At 45.4% G+C, this 15871-nt stretch carries 12 protein-coding genes and 1 pseudogene; 3 read left to right on the top strand and 10 right to left on the bottom strand.

Annotation, left to right across the window (positions count from 1 at the left end):
- The 5 genes from AAFP11_RS12650 to AAFP11_RS12630 all read right to left on the bottom strand — a co-directional run.
- Nucleotides 1–1031: SPFH domain-containing protein (locus AAFP11_RS12650; protein ID WP_341737395.1), on the bottom strand; the 1031-nt coding region annotated here is incomplete at its 3' end.
- Between the two features lie 252 nt (nucleotides 1032–1283).
- The gene (locus AAFP11_RS12645; RefSeq protein WP_341737394.1) at nucleotides 1284–2963 is read right to left on the bottom strand and encodes a glycoside hydrolase family 44 protein; all 1680 of its coding nucleotides are present in this window, start codon (nucleotides 2961–2963) and stop codon (nucleotides 1284–1286) included.
- 5 nt (nucleotides 2964–2968) lie between these two features.
- Nucleotides 2969–4330, bottom strand: a complete 1362-nt coding sequence (locus AAFP11_RS12640; protein ID WP_341737393.1) for a protein kinase — start codon at nucleotides 4328–4330, stop codon at nucleotides 2969–2971.
- A 175-nt stretch (nucleotides 4331–4505) separates the two neighbouring features.
- Complete coding sequence (locus tag AAFP11_RS12635) at nucleotides 4506–4907, bottom strand: endonuclease domain-containing protein (RefSeq protein ID WP_341737392.1); 402 nt, start codon at nucleotides 4905–4907, stop codon at nucleotides 4506–4508.
- Between the two features lie 78 nt (nucleotides 4908–4985).
- The gene (locus tag AAFP11_RS12630) at nucleotides 4986–5225 is read right to left on the bottom strand and encodes a hypothetical protein (protein ID WP_096830435.1); all 240 of its coding nucleotides are present in this window, start codon (nucleotides 5223–5225) and stop codon (nucleotides 4986–4988) included.
- Between the two features lie 526 nt (nucleotides 5226–5751).
- On the opposite strand from AAFP11_RS12630, the gene AAFP11_RS12625 reads away from it, so the two are divergent.
- Nucleotides 5752–5910: a hypothetical protein gene (locus AAFP11_RS12625; RefSeq protein WP_341737391.1), complete on the top strand. Its 159-nt coding sequence runs from the start codon at nucleotides 5752–5754 to the stop codon at nucleotides 5908–5910.
- A gap of 69 nt (nucleotides 5911–5979) precedes the next feature.
- On the opposite strand, the gene AAFP11_RS12620 is transcribed toward AAFP11_RS12625, so the two are convergent.
- The 3 genes from AAFP11_RS12620 to gcvH all read right to left on the bottom strand — a co-directional run bounded on the left by AAFP11_RS12620 (nucleotide 5980) and on the right by gcvH (nucleotide 11808).
- Entirely contained in the window at nucleotides 5980–7344 is a 1365-nt protein-coding gene (locus AAFP11_RS12620; RefSeq protein WP_341737390.1) for a serine/threonine-protein kinase, read from the bottom strand.
- Between the two features lie 747 nt (nucleotides 7345–8091).
- Complete coding sequence (gene gcvP, locus AAFP11_RS12615) at nucleotides 8092–11058, bottom strand: aminomethyl-transferring glycine dehydrogenase (protein ID WP_341737449.1); 2967 nt, start codon at nucleotides 11056–11058, stop codon at nucleotides 8092–8094.
- 360 nt (nucleotides 11059–11418) lie between these two features.
- Nucleotides 11419–11808, bottom strand: coding sequence for a glycine cleavage system protein GcvH (gene gcvH / locus AAFP11_RS12610; protein ID WP_341737389.1), 390 nt, complete (start codon nucleotides 11806–11808; stop codon nucleotides 11419–11421).
- Nucleotides 11809–11868: 60 nt separating this feature from the next.
- Here gcvH and AAFP11_RS12605 point away from each other — a divergent pair, with 60 nt between their 5' ends.
- Nucleotides 11869–12714, top strand: a complete 846-nt coding sequence (locus AAFP11_RS12605) for an alpha/beta hydrolase (RefSeq protein ID WP_341737388.1) — start codon at nucleotides 11869–11871, stop codon at nucleotides 12712–12714.
- 96 nt (nucleotides 12715–12810) lie between these two features.
- On the opposite strand, the gene gcvT is transcribed toward AAFP11_RS12605, so the two are convergent.
- Nucleotides 12811–13962 carry a glycine cleavage system aminomethyltransferase GcvT gene (gcvT, locus tag AAFP11_RS12600; protein WP_341737387.1) on the bottom strand — a complete coding sequence of 384 codons (1152 nt, stop codon included), beginning with the start codon at nucleotides 13960–13962 and terminating at the stop codon, nucleotides 12811–12813.
- A 280-nt stretch (nucleotides 13963–14242) separates the two neighbouring features.
- On the opposite strand from gcvT, the pseudogene AAFP11_RS12595 reads away from it, so the two are divergent.
- Nucleotides 14243–14389, top strand: a pseudogene (locus AAFP11_RS12595) (IS4 family transposase); the annotation flags it as partial.
- 36 nt (nucleotides 14390–14425) lie between these two features.
- On the opposite strand, the gene AAFP11_RS12590 reads toward AAFP11_RS12595, so the two are convergent.
- Entirely contained in the window at nucleotides 14426–15784 is a 1359-nt protein-coding gene (locus AAFP11_RS12590; RefSeq protein WP_341737386.1) for a serine hydrolase, read from the bottom strand.
- Nucleotides 15785–15871 lie beyond the last annotated feature (87 nt).

The following is a 15871-nucleotide window of genomic DNA, read 5'->3' as shown; positions in this document are numbered from 1 at the left end:
AGTCTTTGTCCGCCAACAAAAGTACCATTGGAACTGCCACAATCCACAAGCTGATACCGCTGTTTTCCTTGTTCGTCATTGGCCCGACGGATTTGAGCATGGTAGCGGGAACTTTGCGGATCTTGTAACACTAAAGTATTGCTCGGTTCCCGTCCGATGGTAAAGGGATTGGCGGTGAGGGCGATCGCCTGTCCTGAAAGTTTGTATACTAAGTGTGCGGTTGTTTGGCGATCGCTACTTGCCAATACCGTGGGTGCAAGTTGGGGGCGATTCTGGGGTGCTGGTAAACTATTTTGACCCAGTTGTGCTGTGAGTTCTTGTAAATCGCGATCGAATCCGGCGCTATCAGAAGTTGGCAGACTTGCAGGAGATTGAGCTGATATTAAGTTTAACTGTTGTACGGGAGCTTGAGGCAGAATTGGCCGCCCTGCTTCGGCAATTCTCATTTGTAGGGAGGCGGAATTTTCTGCTTCTTGTCTGGCGCTCATTCCTTCAACTTGGCGAATCACTCCGTTTGTTTCGGGAAAGCTGACATCGCCAATTCTGACATCTTCTAAGGTGAATCCTAAAGTGTAGAAATCTTGGACGCGATCGAGCAAATTTTGGCGCAGCAACAGCCTTCCTTGACTGATAAGCTGGTTGAGGGGAATTTGCCCGATCGCAACTCCCATGCAATCTTTCACAGCACTTGCTAAAGCTGCGATGGGATCTGACAATTCCAAAGCTACTCTTTTGGGGTCTATAACTTGATAAATAACTGTCAGTGTAGCATCAATTAAAAACCGGTCTTTCGACAAAAAATCGCCCTGGGATTGCACGTCCAAGTTACGCAGTTTGGTATCTACCAGGACAATTTGACACTGTTCCAGTAAGGGAAGGGCGAAGGTGAAATGGCGTCCCGCTTTCAGGGTACGCACCACGCGACCGTTTTTGACCACCAAACCCGCGTAACCGGCCCCAATAAAGTCCATGCTAAAGCCGGCCCAGCGTTCGGGTGTAACGGTTTGAATCAGGGGAGAAGCGTTGTTCATGGGAGGAGTTGAGGGAAGGGAGATTCTACTGTTAGGGTAACAAATTGCTGGGGGCGAGCGATCGGGCAGTGTGCCGGTTCAGCAACCTCTATTGTATACTTCAGGACTCCGGGTGATTCAGCCCGGACTGAATCTAGTTTGCATCTAGTTGGTAGCCAGAGTCATCTAGATGCTGTTTGGAGTCAAATATAGAAGCAATTAACTGCTTAGTTAATTGCGATTGTCAAAAAATAGTTTATCCCTCAATTATAACTACTTGGGAATCGCCACCAAAGTTATAGAATTAGCTGGGTAAGTAGCCCCAAATCCCGCAGCGCTGACACCCAAATCGCTCTGACGCACAATCGCCCCCAAATTCGCCTTGCTGTAAGTATAAACTTGAGCCTTACCCCCTGGATTAAACCCTTTCAAACTCAAATTGCTAGTGATATTATTCGGAGTTTTATTAATAACTACCAGGGTCAAAACACCGTCTATACTCCGATGAGCACCATAGATTGATAAAAGTCCTTGATTAGTGCTACGGGAGCGCACCCAAGTATCACCATACTTACCACCTTTGCCATCATAATTCATGTACATTCGGAAAGCATAAGCCCCCGGTTCCGATGACTGAGGAGGTCCCCAGAGCGTAGCTAAATCCACTTGTTCCCGCCCAAAAATGCCCAGGATATCTGCCTGGGTCAAAGCCCCATTTATCGAGTCTAAAGCGCCCCAATTGTATTCAGTAATTGCCAGTTTTGTACCTGGATAATCTTGCTTGATCCACTGTTTAAACCTGGGAAGAATTGTGAGGGGAGGATTGTATTTTCCAATCCAACTTTCATCAGTATAAGTTGCATCCCAGAGAGAACGAGTCGATCGCAGCCGCAGCGCTTGGGTTTTGGCATCACCGGCGGGACAAAGGGCTATACAGGTATTCTCCGCCGAAGGATAATAGTGTTCGTCAAAATAATCGAGAATCCGCACACCTTTGTTTGTTTCGTAAGCGCGCATTTGCTGCAAATACCACCGCGCAAACCAGACACCGCCGTGTTTTTGGCGATCGCCCTCAACGCCAGAATCCACATAGACAGGCCAGCCAAAATCCGATGGTCCTAGTACCTTAGCGCTAGGATCTGTCGCTTTTACCATGGAGGCATATTGGTAAGTGCGATCGCGCAATTCATCGTAACTCGTCGGTTCTGGATGAACATCGCGGTGAGTATTTCCCCAGCCACTTGGTTCGTTGTCCATTTGGTAAATTTGGACACCACCTTTCGCGGCAGTACCGTGGGTTTTAACTAAGTGTTGAACCCACCGCTTTTGTAAATTTGGGTCGCTAACAATACTGACATCCAGCCGATTATTATTAGTAATTACAGTACCATCGGGACGCTTACCATTGCCGCATTTATCACCTTCTGGAAAAATGTAAGGATTAGTTTTTTCTTGGGGGCCATATTTCGATACTCTAAAACCACAGTTCCAAGTGCTAAACTTATTGACATAGCCAATCATGGGAATAGTAACAATACTTTTACTACCATTGGTGCGGTTAGTTTTGATGATTTTATCTATAGAATCGCCGGGAATAGGATTTTTATTGTCCCCACCACCCACGAAAAAAAAGTCATCACCAGCATTGGAGGAATCAACAAGCCAATTGTAGCGACTGGTGTGATTAGCCCCCCAGCGTTCCACTGGTATTCGCAACTCCTGGGCTAAGGTCCGATCTATGGCATAATTATTCATACCATAGATGTCGGGGCTGATGGAATGGCGATCGGCTGTAACGTCAACAGACAAGGCTAAACTACTGGTTTGGGCTATACTATTTTTGATATAAGCTGTGGTTACGACAATTGCGAAAGCGACGATTAAACCCAATAAAAATAGGACAAGCCAACGAGGTTTATTTTCGGGAGACTGCAATAAAAATCGTAAATTCATTAATTTTATGATATAGTGTTTAGTAAGGCTTGTTTAAAATCTACTGCACTTTTGTAATAAATTTCAGGATTGTCGATTAAAGCGCGATCGATTACGGTGGCTAGCGGTTGAGGGATTGACGAAGTGCGATCGCCAATAGGAACCGCATCATTATCCAACACAGCCCGAAACGGGTCTAATCCCACAAAATTGCGCGGCGAATATCCCGTCAACATCACATACAAACAAGCCGCCACCGCCCAAACATCAACCTCCGGTTGCGCGTACTTATAATCAAGCACTTGCTGTCGCGGCATAAAATACGGCGTACCCACTTGAGAACCCGTCATAGTTTGACCACTTAAACCCGCTTGATCGAAAGCCTTTGCTAACCCATAATCCCCAATCTTCGCAACTTGTTTCCCGCCAATATTCGCCAGAAAAATATTCCCCGGCTTCAAATCCCGGTGAATCAAACCCCGTCCTTTAGCAAAACTACCATCAGCCAATCTGACATTCGGAATTTCCGCATTGTGCGTATAAGTCAAACCATCTAAGACTTGTGTAATAATACCTACAGATTCAGCGATCGGCAAAGTGCTGACACCGCGTTTTTGCATCAAATCAACAACGCTACCACCCTCGCAGTATTCCATCGTAAAAAAGAAAGTTTCATCAGCATAACCAGATTTTTTAAATCCTACCACATTGGGATGTTTCAAACATTTAGTATTATCAACCTCCCGCAAAAACCAATTAACCGCCCGCTGATTCGCCGCCACCTTTGGTAACATCACCTTCAGCGCAACTTCTTCATTAGTTTGCTTGTGTCGCGCCAAATAAACCAAACTAAAACCACCCTTACCCAACTCCTTCAGCAAAACATAATCACCGAGAACTCCAATATTATTTTGACCGCCCACAGCTTTCAACAAAAAAGCTTTGAGCATTTCCCACAGATTCTCTTGATTTGAGGGAATAGTAGGGGGTGATTGTTGTTGGGCTGTTTTGGCATTTTCCGGGTCAAGGGCAACAGCAACTCGAAAAGAAGTATCGCTGAGTGTAAATTCATCTCCCTCCCCCAAATCATACTCTGGGAATTGAATTTGAGCCGCCTCTTCGGGAGTTTGATGAGCTTCTCGCTGACCAATTTTCTTGCTATTCACAAAAGTACCATTTTTGCTACCAAAATCGCGGATGCGGATATCGGGAGGATTAATATCTAGCAAACAATGATAGCGGGAAATCGTGCGGTGTTGGTCGTCATCGGGAATATTGGGGTAGCAATCTTTGGCGCGGCCAATAATGCAAGTTGTGCGGGTGTCAAAGATAAATTCTTTACCTTTGAGATTGCCTGCGGTGATGGTGAGGGTAACTTTTGAAGTCATATAGATTGTGAATTATGAATTTTGGATTTTGGATTATAGACACTCTTGCTCCCCACCCTTAACAAAGGGCTAACTCTTGCTCCCCCCCTTAGCAAGGGGGGGCTGGGGGGGGGTAAAAGAATTGATGCAATAAACGATTAAATCTAATCTACCCTCCTAACTCTTGCTCCCCCCCTTAGCAAGGGGGGGCTGGGGGGGGTAAAACACCCGATGTTCTCAACGATTTAATCCCCTCCACAATCACCTCTAAAACCCCATCCAAATTATGATAAACATCATCATTAGTAAACCTCAAAAAATGAATTCTTGCCGACTCAATAAACTCTTGCCTTTCTGCATCATATTCTACAGCGCCATCCACAAAATGGCTGTCACCATCAACTTCCAGTGCTAACTTGATTTCTGGTGAATAGAAATCTAGCACAAATGCTGCTACACTATATTGTCTGCGAAATTTACAATTCTCAAGCTGTCTGTTTCTGATCCCTTTCCATAGTTCCTTTTCCGCTTCCGTCATTTCTCTGCGAAGCTTCTGTCGCTTAAATTTCTCAGAGCTTTTGTTGTAGAGTTTTGTCATTGTTATATAGGATTTTATTGTTGGTTGCTGGTATTTTAACCCCCCCCAGCCCCCCCTTGCTAAGGGGGGGAGTAAGAGTTAGTCCTCATGCAATAATTCATCAATGAATTCTTCCCGTTCATCCTCTGTCATTCCATCCCAGTCTTTTCCCCTTTGTGCCGCAGCCTGTCGCGCTTTTTCTGGGCCATCATGGGTTAACTTTGCCCAAGATTCCCAAGGCTGCATCAGCAATAGTTTTAATAATTCGTGTTTTTTGCGATCGGGTAATTTTTGAGCTAATTCAATTACTTGCTCATCGGTTAATGTTAATGTTGGCATCGATTCACCTCTCAGTAAAATCTGCTTTTTCAATATATCATAACACAAACAGCTATAGTCCTGGACGCGGGGGGTTGAGAAACCGGGTTTTTTACGACAATATATCGTTCCCGTCACAGATTCAAGAAAAACCCGGTTTCTTTGGCCACAATGTGTAAGTTCAGAAACCGGGTTTTTTACAACAATATATCGTTCCCGTCACAGATTCAAGAAAAACCCGGTTTCTTTGGCCACAGCGCGTAATTCCTGTAAGTATTCTTTGGCTTTGCTTCGATTCTTGGAGGCTGTTGGTTGGGCGACAGAAACCGGGTTTCTTCCTGAATCTGGGTGATGATGCGTAAATTATCGCAGAAACCCGGTTTCTTGGATGTAGCGCGGTGCTCAGAAACCGGGTTTCTTCCTAAATCTCGGTGAGGATGTTTAGATACTCGCAGAAACCCGGTTTCTTGGATGTAGCGCGGTGCTTATGGAGTTTGGAGGCTGTTGGTGGGGAGGTAGAAACCGGGTTTCTTCCTGAATCTGGGTGATGATGCGTAAATTATCGCAGAAACCCGGTTTCTTGGATGCGGAAGACCCGGAAATTTTAGCGGTGGCAGAAAAATTTGTTATTGCTAATTGTTACAACCCACAAGTCGCTGGCAACATTTTGGCTCAGTCTGGTCAGTGCCAGGTATCGGAAACGTAGACAGCGCAAAAGGTTTCGTGGTTTTAGCCTCTGTTATAAATCTTAACGAAACTCTGAAACGCTTAGATGTTACACTTTACAAGTCTCGACGCGAGAGAAGAGATACCACTCATGCCCACTATATGGGAGGTGTCCTTCTGGTGCTTTGGTGTTGAATTCTAATAATGATAAAAACCAACCACGCCAACCTATATGGATAGGCGCATAAACGCGATACACGCGATACCACCTCAACGCTTCCCATATTTCCCTAGGAATCTTCGCGGGACTGCGATACCCAAACGCTTCCCATATTTCCGCCGGAGTCTTCCCGCACGGCAGACTTTGATAGATGCGCTTCTGCACGCTAAAGCCGAAGCGCCCATTACTGTATTTTACCCAAAGTTGGTCAATAGTACGCAAGTCCTCGCAGGGAAAATTATCAATACTTTCTGTATCCAGCCATCCTTCTTCCTCCTTACCCGCCACTTTCAATATCACTCTTGTCGTTTCCTCATCGGCTTCTCGCCACTTTTTGGCCGCCAATAAATTCCGCAAGTTTATATAATCCATCCCCACGGCTGAAATCAATTGTACCTCATTAGCACCCTGTTTCGGCTCAGGGGAAGGTGCTAAGGCTGTCAATACTTGTTCTGCTGTCCATCTTTCTGCTCGCTCTTTTTTCAAACATCCCCTGATTATGGCCGTGAATGGTTCTGGTATTTTTGACCAGTCTATTTCTGGCTCTTCTTCCATAATCTTTTTCATTAACTGCGCTTCTGTATCTGCGGTAAATGGCGCGGTTCCTGTCAGGATTTCTGCTGTCATAATTCCCAAAGACCATATATCCCAACCTGTTGCGACTACTCCGTCGTAGGCTTCCGGGGGAACGTATAAGGTTGTACCTCTTCTATCGCTGGTTCTACCTGACTTTTTGGCGCTGATTTCTCGCAGCAATCCGAAGTCTGATACTTTCCATGTATTGACTACATATAGCAGGTTTGCTGGTTTGATGTCTCGGTGTACTTTTCGCGGATTTGATTGATGCAGGTAGTTTAATGCTGCTGCTGTTGCTTTGACTATTTCTCCCACTTCTGCTGGGGAGATTTTCCCGGTTTTTCGTTGTTTTTCTAGGGTGGTTTCGGCGATTTCCATTGCGATGAATAAATACTCGTCTTCTTTGACTTCGCATTCGCCTGCTGTGTAGCTGCGGATGAGGTTTTCGTGTTGCAGGTTGACTGCTGCTGTTAGTTCTGTTAGTTGTTTTTCGGCTTTGGTTTCATCTTCTTCTGGGGCGATTAGTTTGATTGCTACTTCTCTGATTAGTCTGTCTCTGATTACTTCATCTGCTTTGTATACGGCTCCGTATCCTCCACATCCTAGGTATTCTTGGAGGTGGTATTGGTTGTTGACTTTTTCGTCTAGTAGTTTTCTCCAATGTCTTTCTGGGTACATGATTTTACAAAGTACAATAATTAGGCTGATTTTCAATTATTATACAATCAATCTCTGGTTGCTTCCCAGTTTATTTGTCTTCTTTGGGATTTTGGGCGCGGTAGGTGACACCGAATCCGCCGCCACCGAGGATGGCTTCGATGATGTATTTGCCGTTGTGTATTTGTTGTTCGGGGGCCAGTGTCTCATGGCGGGTATGTGGGGGTGGAGAGGATGGTTTTGATTATAGCTGAGATGGGGGGAATTTTGTTGAGGATTTTTTTGGGGTGTTGAGAAACCGGGTTTTTCCGAGATTTTGGGTTGTAGTTAGGTATTGTCGCAAAAACCCGGTTTCTGGAGGCTTTGGGTGAGGCTGAGAAACCGGGTTTTTCGGAGTTTTTGGGTTGTAGTTAGGTATTGTCGCAAAAACCCGGTTTCTGGAGGTTTTGGGTGAGGCTGAGAAACCGGGTTTTTTCCGAGATTTTGGGTTGTAGTTAGGTATTGTCGCAAAAACCCGGTTTCTGGAGGTTTTGGGTGAGGCTGAGAAACCGGGTTTTTCGGAGATTTTGGGTTGTAGTTAGGTATTGTCGCAAAAACCCGGTTTCTGGAGGTTTTGGGTGAGGCTGAGAAACCGGGTTTTTCGGAGTTTTTGGGTTGTAGTTAGGTATTGTCGCAAAAACCCGGTTTCTGGAGTCTTCGCGCTGAGAAACCGGGTTTTTCCGAGATTTAGGTGACAGTTTTAATTTGGGAAAAAACCCGGTTTCAATCTTAAGTGTAAGCCTCGATCGGCAAACAAGAACAGACAAAATTACGATCGCCAAACGCATTATCTATCCTTCCCACCGCCGGCCAAAACTTATGTTCGCGAGTCCAAGGAGTCGGATAAGCTGCTTGGGCGCGAGTATAAGGATGATTCCACTCATCAACCATCAGAGATTCTGCGGTGTGCGGTGCATTTTTCAACACATTATTTTGCGCGTCAACATTACCATTTTCAATCTCCGCAATTTCGGCTCGAATCGCAATCATCGCATCGCAAAAACGGTCTAATTCCTGCTTCGATTCGCTTTCCGTCGGTTCCACCATCACCGTACCGGCGACTGGCCAAGAAACTGTCGGCGCGTGATAGCCGTAATCCATCAACCGTTTAGCGATATCTTCCACTTCAATACCTGCGGTTTTCTTGAGAAGTCGTAAATCCAGAATGCACTCGTGGGCGACTAAACCCGATTTCCCTTTGTACAAAACTGGATAATAGGATTCTAACCGCTGCGCCATATAATTAGCATTCAGAATTGCTACTTTTGTCGCCTCAGTTAAACCAACTCCTCCCATCATCCGAATGTACATCCAAGAAATAGTCAAAATGCTGGCACTTCCCCAAGGGGCCGCCGAAACAGCACCAACTGATGTTTGTTGACTGTTGACTGTTCGCTGTTGACTGTTCGCTGTTGACTGTTCGCTGTTAAAAATAGAAGTGCTGGGCAAAAATTCCACCAAATGAGACATCACCCCAATGGGCCCCATACCAGGCCCGCCACCCCCGTGAGGAATGCAGAAAGTTTTGTGCAAATTCAAGTGACAAACATCAGCACCAAAATCACCAGGGCGGCACAAACCAACTTGAGCATTCATATTTGCGCCGTCCATATAAACCTGTCCGCCGGCTTGATGCACAATCTCGCAAATTTCTTTGATTTCTGCTTCAAAAACGCCGTGGGTAGATGGATATGTTACCATCAATGCAGCCAGTTCATTTTTGTACTTTTCGGCTTTTTTCTGCAAGTCAGCCACATCAATATTGCCTTGAGAATCGCAGTCAACCGCAACTACTTTCATCCCCGCCATAACTGCGCTAGCTGGATTTGTACCGTGGGCTGACTGGGGAATTAAACAGATATTGCGGTGAGATTCGCCTCGGTGTTCGTGGTATTGACGAATTACTAACAAACCTGCATATTCACCTTGGGAACCTGCGTTTGGTTGCAAAGAAATTCCGGCAAAACCTGTGATTTCTGCCAGCCACTGTTCGAGTTGCACAAACATCATTTGATAGCCGCGAGTTTGATGGCTTGGTGCGAAGGGGTGAATCTTGCTAAATTCGGGCCAACTCACGGGCAACATTTCCGCTGTTGCATTCAATTTCATTGTACAGGAACCCAAGGGAATCATCGACGTATTCAGCGATAAATCCTTGGCTTCCAATCGGTGCATATAGCGCAAAAGTTCGGTTTCCGAGTGGTAGCTGTTGAAAACTGGATGGGTGAGGTAGCTGCTGGTCCGATCGCAAAAAGCCGGATAAACTAAAGATGAACTAAAATCATCCGCATCTAGCGACATACTCACAAAAATATCGCCGTCAGCATTGATAGCATCTTTCTCCTCTGCAAAAATTGCCCACAGCTTTTTGACATCGCCCGCAGTCACGGTTTCATCCAAACTAATTCCCACCGTTTTTTCATCAAAAACTCGGAGATTAATCTGGTGAACTTCCGCAGCATCTAAAACTTCGGATAGTTGCTTATTTCCCAATTCTACCCGCAGAGTATCGAAGAAAGGTTCATCACCAATTTTGTATCCGAGGCTTTTCAAACCGGAAGCCAAAAGTGCAGTTAAATCGCGTACTTTTTCTGCTATTTCTTTTAGCCCTTGTGGGCCGTGATAAACAGCATACATACCCGCCATTACTGCTAGCAAAACTTGAGCCGTACAAATATTGCTAGTTGCTTTTTCGCGGCGGATGTGCTGTTCGCGAGTTTGTAATGCCAAACGCAAAGCAGATTTGCCGTTAGCATCTTTGGAAACGCCAACAATTCGCCCCGGAACTTGCCGTTTAAACTCTTCTCGCGTGGCGAAATAGGCTGCGTGAGGCCCTCCGAATCCGAGGGGAATTCCGAAGCGCTGGGTGCTTCCTACGGCTATGTCAGCGCCGAATTCGCCTGGGGGTTTGAGCAGGCAAAGGCTCAAAATGTCGGCGGCTACTGTGACTAATGCGCCGACTTCGTGAGCTGATGCGATAAAGTCTGTATAGTCGTAAATTGCGCCGTCTGTTGCAGGATATTGTAGCAGGGCACCGAAGATTGTGCGATCGCACTTAAAGTCTCGATGGTCGCCTACAATCACTTCAATTCCCAAGGGCTTAGCGCGAGTTTGCACCACTTCAATGGTTTGAGGATGGCAATCTTGAGCGACAAAAAACGCTTTTCCCTTATTTTTGGATACACCGTAACTCACCGCCATCGCTTCGGCTGCGGCAGTCCCTTCATCCAGCAAGGAAGCGTTGGCAATTTCCAAACCAGTGAGGTCAATAATCATGGTTTGGAAGTTTAGCAAAGCTTCCAATCGCCCTTGGGCAATTTCAGCTTGATAGGGAGTATAGGATGTATACCAGCCGGGATTTTCGAGGATATTGCGCCCGATGACTGGGGGTGTGATGCAGTCGTGATATCCTGTGCCGATGTACGATCGAAATACCTGATTTTTTGCCGCAATTTCTTTCAATTCTGCCAATGCAGCATACTCGCTTTTGGCAGCAAGTAATTCCAGGGGTTGCTGGATGCGAATCGCCGCCGGAATTGTCTTGTCAATCAAATCATCGAGGCTATCGATGCCCAAAACATCGAGCATTTCCTGGATTTCCCTTGGTGTCGGGCCAATGTGCCGGCACGCAAAACCATCGATGGGAGTGAGCTTTTGCTGCTGATTCGACTCAATTTGAGAACTGTAGAGTACCAAGGCGGATTCTCCTGAATAGACTTTTACTTCTTTGTTTGTAACATTTTGCAAAGGAAGAAGGAAGTTCGGCAACAGATTTTGTAATGGATTTAACGGATAGGAGGAAGTTCGGCTACGGATTTTGTAACGGATTTAACGGATGTAGATCAAATCCTCTCTTCATCGGAATTATTCATCTCTCTCTGAATCTCCCTCTGCGTTCTCTGCGTTCTCTGCGGTTAAATCATGACCATGCAACCGGAATTGATATAACTGACAGAAGGAAAAGGGGAAAGGGGAGAGATGGCTACGAATGCCCCATACTTTCGGCCCCATACCCCATTCCCTATTCCCTATTCCCTATTCCCTATTTCCTATTCCCTATTCCCCTTCGACCATTTGGCGATACTCCTCGACTGACAAAGCCTCATCGACTTCACTGGGATTGTCAACGCGCACTTTCAACAGCCAGCCAGCGCCATAGGCATCTTCCGCTAAATTCTCAGGAGATTCTACAATGGCATCATTGCGTTCGATGACAGTTCCCGTAACGGGTGCTTTCAAGTCTTCAACAGCTTTCACTGACTCGACTGTACCGAAAGCTTCGCCTTTTTCCAGGGTTTCGCCGACTTCTGGTAATTCCAGAAATACGATATCACCTAGTTGATCCACTGCAAAGGCGCTGATGCCGATAGTGGCAATTTCGCCTTCGAGTCTGATGTATTCGTGGGTGTCTAGGTATTTCAAGTCATCGGGGTATTCTAGTGCCATGTCTTTTCTCGCAATAAATAAAGTATCCACTAAATCTTATTAAACTATGGTCATTTAGTGATGGCAAACAAGAATAGGAAAAATATTAAACGCTTGCTTTTGGGAGATTTTTCTGTCAAACGACTGATGCGCTCTATTATTTTTATTTACGCATTTCTGTGTTTTTATGCTTTCTTTTTTTCAGAACCCCTAATTTTTCAACATCCCCCATCTAGTCAGAGTGATAGCAGGGAAGTTATCAAAATTAACTCAGCTAATGGCTTGAAAATTTCTGCCCTTCATTTTCCTAACCCGCAAGCTAAATATACCATACTTTACAGTCACGGGAATGCGGAAGATTTGAGCGGAATTTTGTGGGTAATGGGAGAGATTCGAGATAGCGGCTTTGCTGTGTTTGCCTATGATTATCAAGGTTACGGCACCAGTCAGGGAAAGCCTTCTGAGTATAATACTTATCGTGATATTGAGGCTGCTTACAATTATTTAACGCTACAGTTGGGAGTACCTGCAAAGCAAATTATTGTTTACGGGCGTTCTGTGGGTGGTGGGCCGGCAATTGATTTAGCTTCGCGACAATCTGTCGGTGGTTTGGTGGTTGAAAGTTCGTTTGTTTCGGCTTTTCGGGTGTTGACGCGGATTCCGATTTTACCCTTTGATAAGTTTGTGAATATTGATAAGATTGGCAAAGTGCGATCGCCTGTTTTGGTGATTCACGGTAAGGCCGATGAGGTGGTTCATTTTTGGCATGGAGAGCAGTTATTGGCTGCCGCCAAGGAGCCGAAATTGAATTTTTGGGTCGATGGGGCCGGTCACAATGATTTGATGGATGTGGCGGGCGATCGGTATGCTGAAACTTTGCGAAAATTTGCTAAGCTAGTCGATGAATCTTCTCTACCAAAATTATGAGCAACGGGCTCGCGTGCCCGTTCCCCAAGAAGAAATACATTTTATGGTGGGGTGGGCACGCGAGCCCGCCCCTGAATTAATCCTAACTTACTTAAGTTAACTCTGTCGGTTTGGCGATCGATAAAATGGTTTTTTCACTACCCTAGCTGGATAATTTTTGCCGCGAATTTCCACTTCTAGTTCCTGACCAATTTTAGCTAGTTTTGTGGGAACATAGGCAAGGGCGATCGGTTTATTCAAAGTCGGTGACAAGGTACCGCTAGTAACTTCTCCTACTTTTTCACTTTCAAAGATTACCGGATAACCGTGACGCGCAATGTGCTTCCCTGCCATTTCTAGCCCTACTAACCGCTTGGAAACTCCACTCGCTTTCTGCTGTTCCAAAACCTCGCGGCCAATAAAATCGCCTTTGGTATCGAGGTGAACAACCCAACCTAATCCAGCTTCTAAAGGTGTCGTATTATAGTCGATATCTTGACCGTACAATGCCATTGCTGCTTCTAAACGCAAGGTGTCTCTCGCACCCAAACCGCAGGGTACAACCCCCGCAGTTAATAATTGTTGCCACAGTTCTTTTCCTACTGCTGCATCGACCATAATCTCAAACCCATCTTCACCTGTATAGCCAGTCCTAGCGATAAAACTTGGCTGTCCCAACAGGTTTGTTTCTAAGTGACCGAAGGCTTTAATTGGCGTGAGGTCGTCGGTAACTAAGGGCTGGAGGTAAGTGACAGCTTCCGGCCCTTGAATTGCGATTAAAACTTTGTCTGGTGAAATGTCTGTAAAACTGACACCGCTTAATTCTAAGTGGGCTGCTATCCAAGCTTTGTCTCGGATGCGAGTGGCGGCGTTGACAATGATGACAGCCCGTTCTTCGCTAGTGGTGGCATCGGGTTCTTGGCAGTAGAAAATGATGTCATCTAAGATGCAGCCTTGGGCATTTAACAATACTGTATATTGAGCTTGACCTGGTTGCAATCGACTTAAGTCTGAGGGCACTAAGGGTTGAAATTTAGCCCTTAATTGTTTCCCTCTCAAACCAAATTTTCCCATGTGGGAAATGTCGAACATTCCTACTTGCGATCGCACAGTTTGATGTTCGGTGCTCAGACCGCTGTACTGCACCGCCATCTCCCACCCGGAAAAGGGGACCATCCGAGCTTTGAGTTCTAATGATAGGTCGTACAGAGGTGTGCGGGCAAGTGGGCTCGGATTCTCTGGATTGTTGGATTCAGTTGACTTGGCCACAGGTAGCGCTTTGGTTGCGGTAGAGTATTTTGATTTTACCAAACATGGAGTTGGTATTTCTGGGCGATCGACTGGAGGATAATTCAGTGATGTTGCTTGAGGATGGGTAGAATGTCGGTTTTAGGTTGCTAATAGTTGATTTCCCATTCTGCACCCCTCCCCCAAACCTCAAATTTACCAAAGAGCAAAAGATGGCAATTACCGATCTCTTCAAGGAAGGCAACAAGCCCAACATCGTTATCATCACCCGATCGTATTCGCGATCGAAATGTACCAGCTCCAGAAACTGAGACTGTCTTATTTGTGGACTGGTTCTGTGAATGGCATCAAGCTTCAAATTTGGGCAACTTGGCTGTTTTATGCGGTGCTGCTTGATGTGGCTGATGCCGTTGCTGACGAATTGTCACTTTGTACTGAGCAGATTTCTTGAGAAATGCTGTTTCTAGGAACCAGTTAACAAATATCAACGCAAATTATCCGGTACTTTTGCTGAGGGTAGATCTAAGTAATTGTAAACAATGCGCGAAATTCGCCGCACAAAATCTCTCACAATCGGGTCATTATAAGGACGTTTGACAAAAATTGCCGCCAAATAACGCTTCCCATTTGGCATATCAATAATTCCCGCATCGCCAACTACAAAGCCAATATCTCCCGTTTTGTCGGCAATTACTGCTCCCGCCCCTAAACCGGAAGGAAGCAGGGTTCTAGTTGTTGTATGTCGCAATAATTCTAAAGCCTGTTCTCGGCTAGATTCCGAAACTAATTTATCGCGAGATAGCATCGATAGCAGCTTCACCATATCTACAGAACTGGTTGTATTTGTTCCTTGAAAATCTCCCAACCAATTGCGAATTATTGTATCAGTTAATCCCCAACTGCGAAAACGTTCGTTGAGCTTCGCAATTCCCCCCAAACGTTCAATAATCATGTTGGTGGCTGTATTGTCGCTGATGGTAATCATTTTATCTATGGTTTCTCTGATGCTAAACCGAGTGCCATCTGGTTCATCTTGCATAGTTCCAGAGCCGCTGGCCACTAAGTCGGATTTCATAACTAATGTTTCATTCAAGCTAACTTTGCCAGCGTCTACATCTTGATAAAAGGCAATCAGGATTGGTAATTTGATGGTACTGGCGGCGGGAAATACCCGATCGCCCTTGATATCCAAATAGTTGCCTGTATCTAAATCCAGAAAAAACATTCCCGCACTCAGGGATTTATACTGTTCGATCGCCTTTTCAACTTCTGGCTTAATCGCTGTCATTTCCGAACCGATTTGCATCCCCAAATCCCCGGAATAATTTCTAGGATTCGTCGCTTTCAGATTCGGTAAAATTTGAGGCTCTTTTTGTTCAAACCTAGTAATATCTTCTGATTGAAAAGACTCATTCCCTGCTAACAGCTCTGGATTTGGCAACTGAAATGACCACCTATTTGCCGATTCTTTGATAATTCGTACTTGTTGCGGGTCTAACTTATAACCTGGATTTAATTGAATCACTAATCGGGTGGTTTCTGGGTCAAATTGCCCGACTCTTATTTCTTTAATAGCTGAATTATAGCTTTGAGGAGTTTCGGGATATTCGAGGACAATTCCGGGCAGATCGATTACTAAACGGGTGGGATTAGGAATTAATTTAACTGAGGGCTGAACGCTGGTATCTGTGGTTACATTGAGTTGATTTTGATTCGCATCAAAGTGCCATGATGTCAAGGTATCCGCTTTGGCTGGGAGGGCGATCGCCCAAGCACTAATTAACGTAGCCAACAGCCATTGTAGTTTTAAAGTCATGGGTGGAGAGAAAGAGGGAATTGGCATCCACTCGAAAGCGATGGGAACAGTGTTCTGAACCGCTGTCGTGGCGAGTCGTATGATATCATACAGTCAACTCTTGCCCTCTGCCGT

This window comes from Microcoleus sp. CAWBG640, assembly GCF_020883015.1.
GTDB lineage: Bacteria > Cyanobacteriota > Cyanobacteriia > Cyanobacteriales > Microcoleaceae > Microcoleus > Microcoleus anatoxicus.
This window is presented reverse-complemented; position numbering and strand designations above follow the sequence as displayed.

Bases quoted from the DNA above. Each gene is read 5' to 3' on its own strand.
- AAFP11_RS12645 (WP_341737394.1), bottom strand. From the start codon at position 2,963: ATGAATTTACGATTTTTATTGCAGTCTCCCGAAAATAAACCTCGTTGG.
- AAFP11_RS12640 (WP_341737393.1), bottom strand. From the start codon at position 4,330: ATGACTTCAAAAGTTACCCTCACCATCACCGCAGGCAATCTCAAAGGT.
- AAFP11_RS12635 (WP_341737392.1), bottom strand. From the start codon at position 4,907: ATGACAAAACTCTACAACAAAAGCTCTGAGAAATTTAAGCGACAGAAG.
- AAFP11_RS12630 (WP_096830435.1), bottom strand. From the start codon at position 5,225: ATGCCAACATTAACATTAACCGATGAGCAAGTAATTGAATTAGCTCAA.
- AAFP11_RS12625 (WP_341737391.1), top strand. From the start codon at position 5,752: ATGATGCGTAAATTATCGCAGAAACCCGGTTTCTTGGATGCGGAAGAC.
- AAFP11_RS12620 (WP_341737390.1), bottom strand. From the start codon at position 7,344: ATGTACCCAGAAAGACATTGGAGAAAACTACTAGACGAAAAAGTCAAC.
- gcvH (WP_341737389.1), bottom strand. From the start codon at position 11,808: ATGGCACTAGAATACCCCGATGACTTGAAATACCTAGACACCCACGAA.
- AAFP11_RS12605 (WP_341737388.1), top strand. From the start codon at position 11,869: ATGGCAAACAAGAATAGGAAAAATATTAAACGCTTGCTTTTGGGAGAT.
- AAFP11_RS12590 (WP_341737386.1), bottom strand. From the start codon at position 15,784: ATGCCAATTCCCTCTTTCTCTCCACCCATGACTTTAAAACTACAATGG.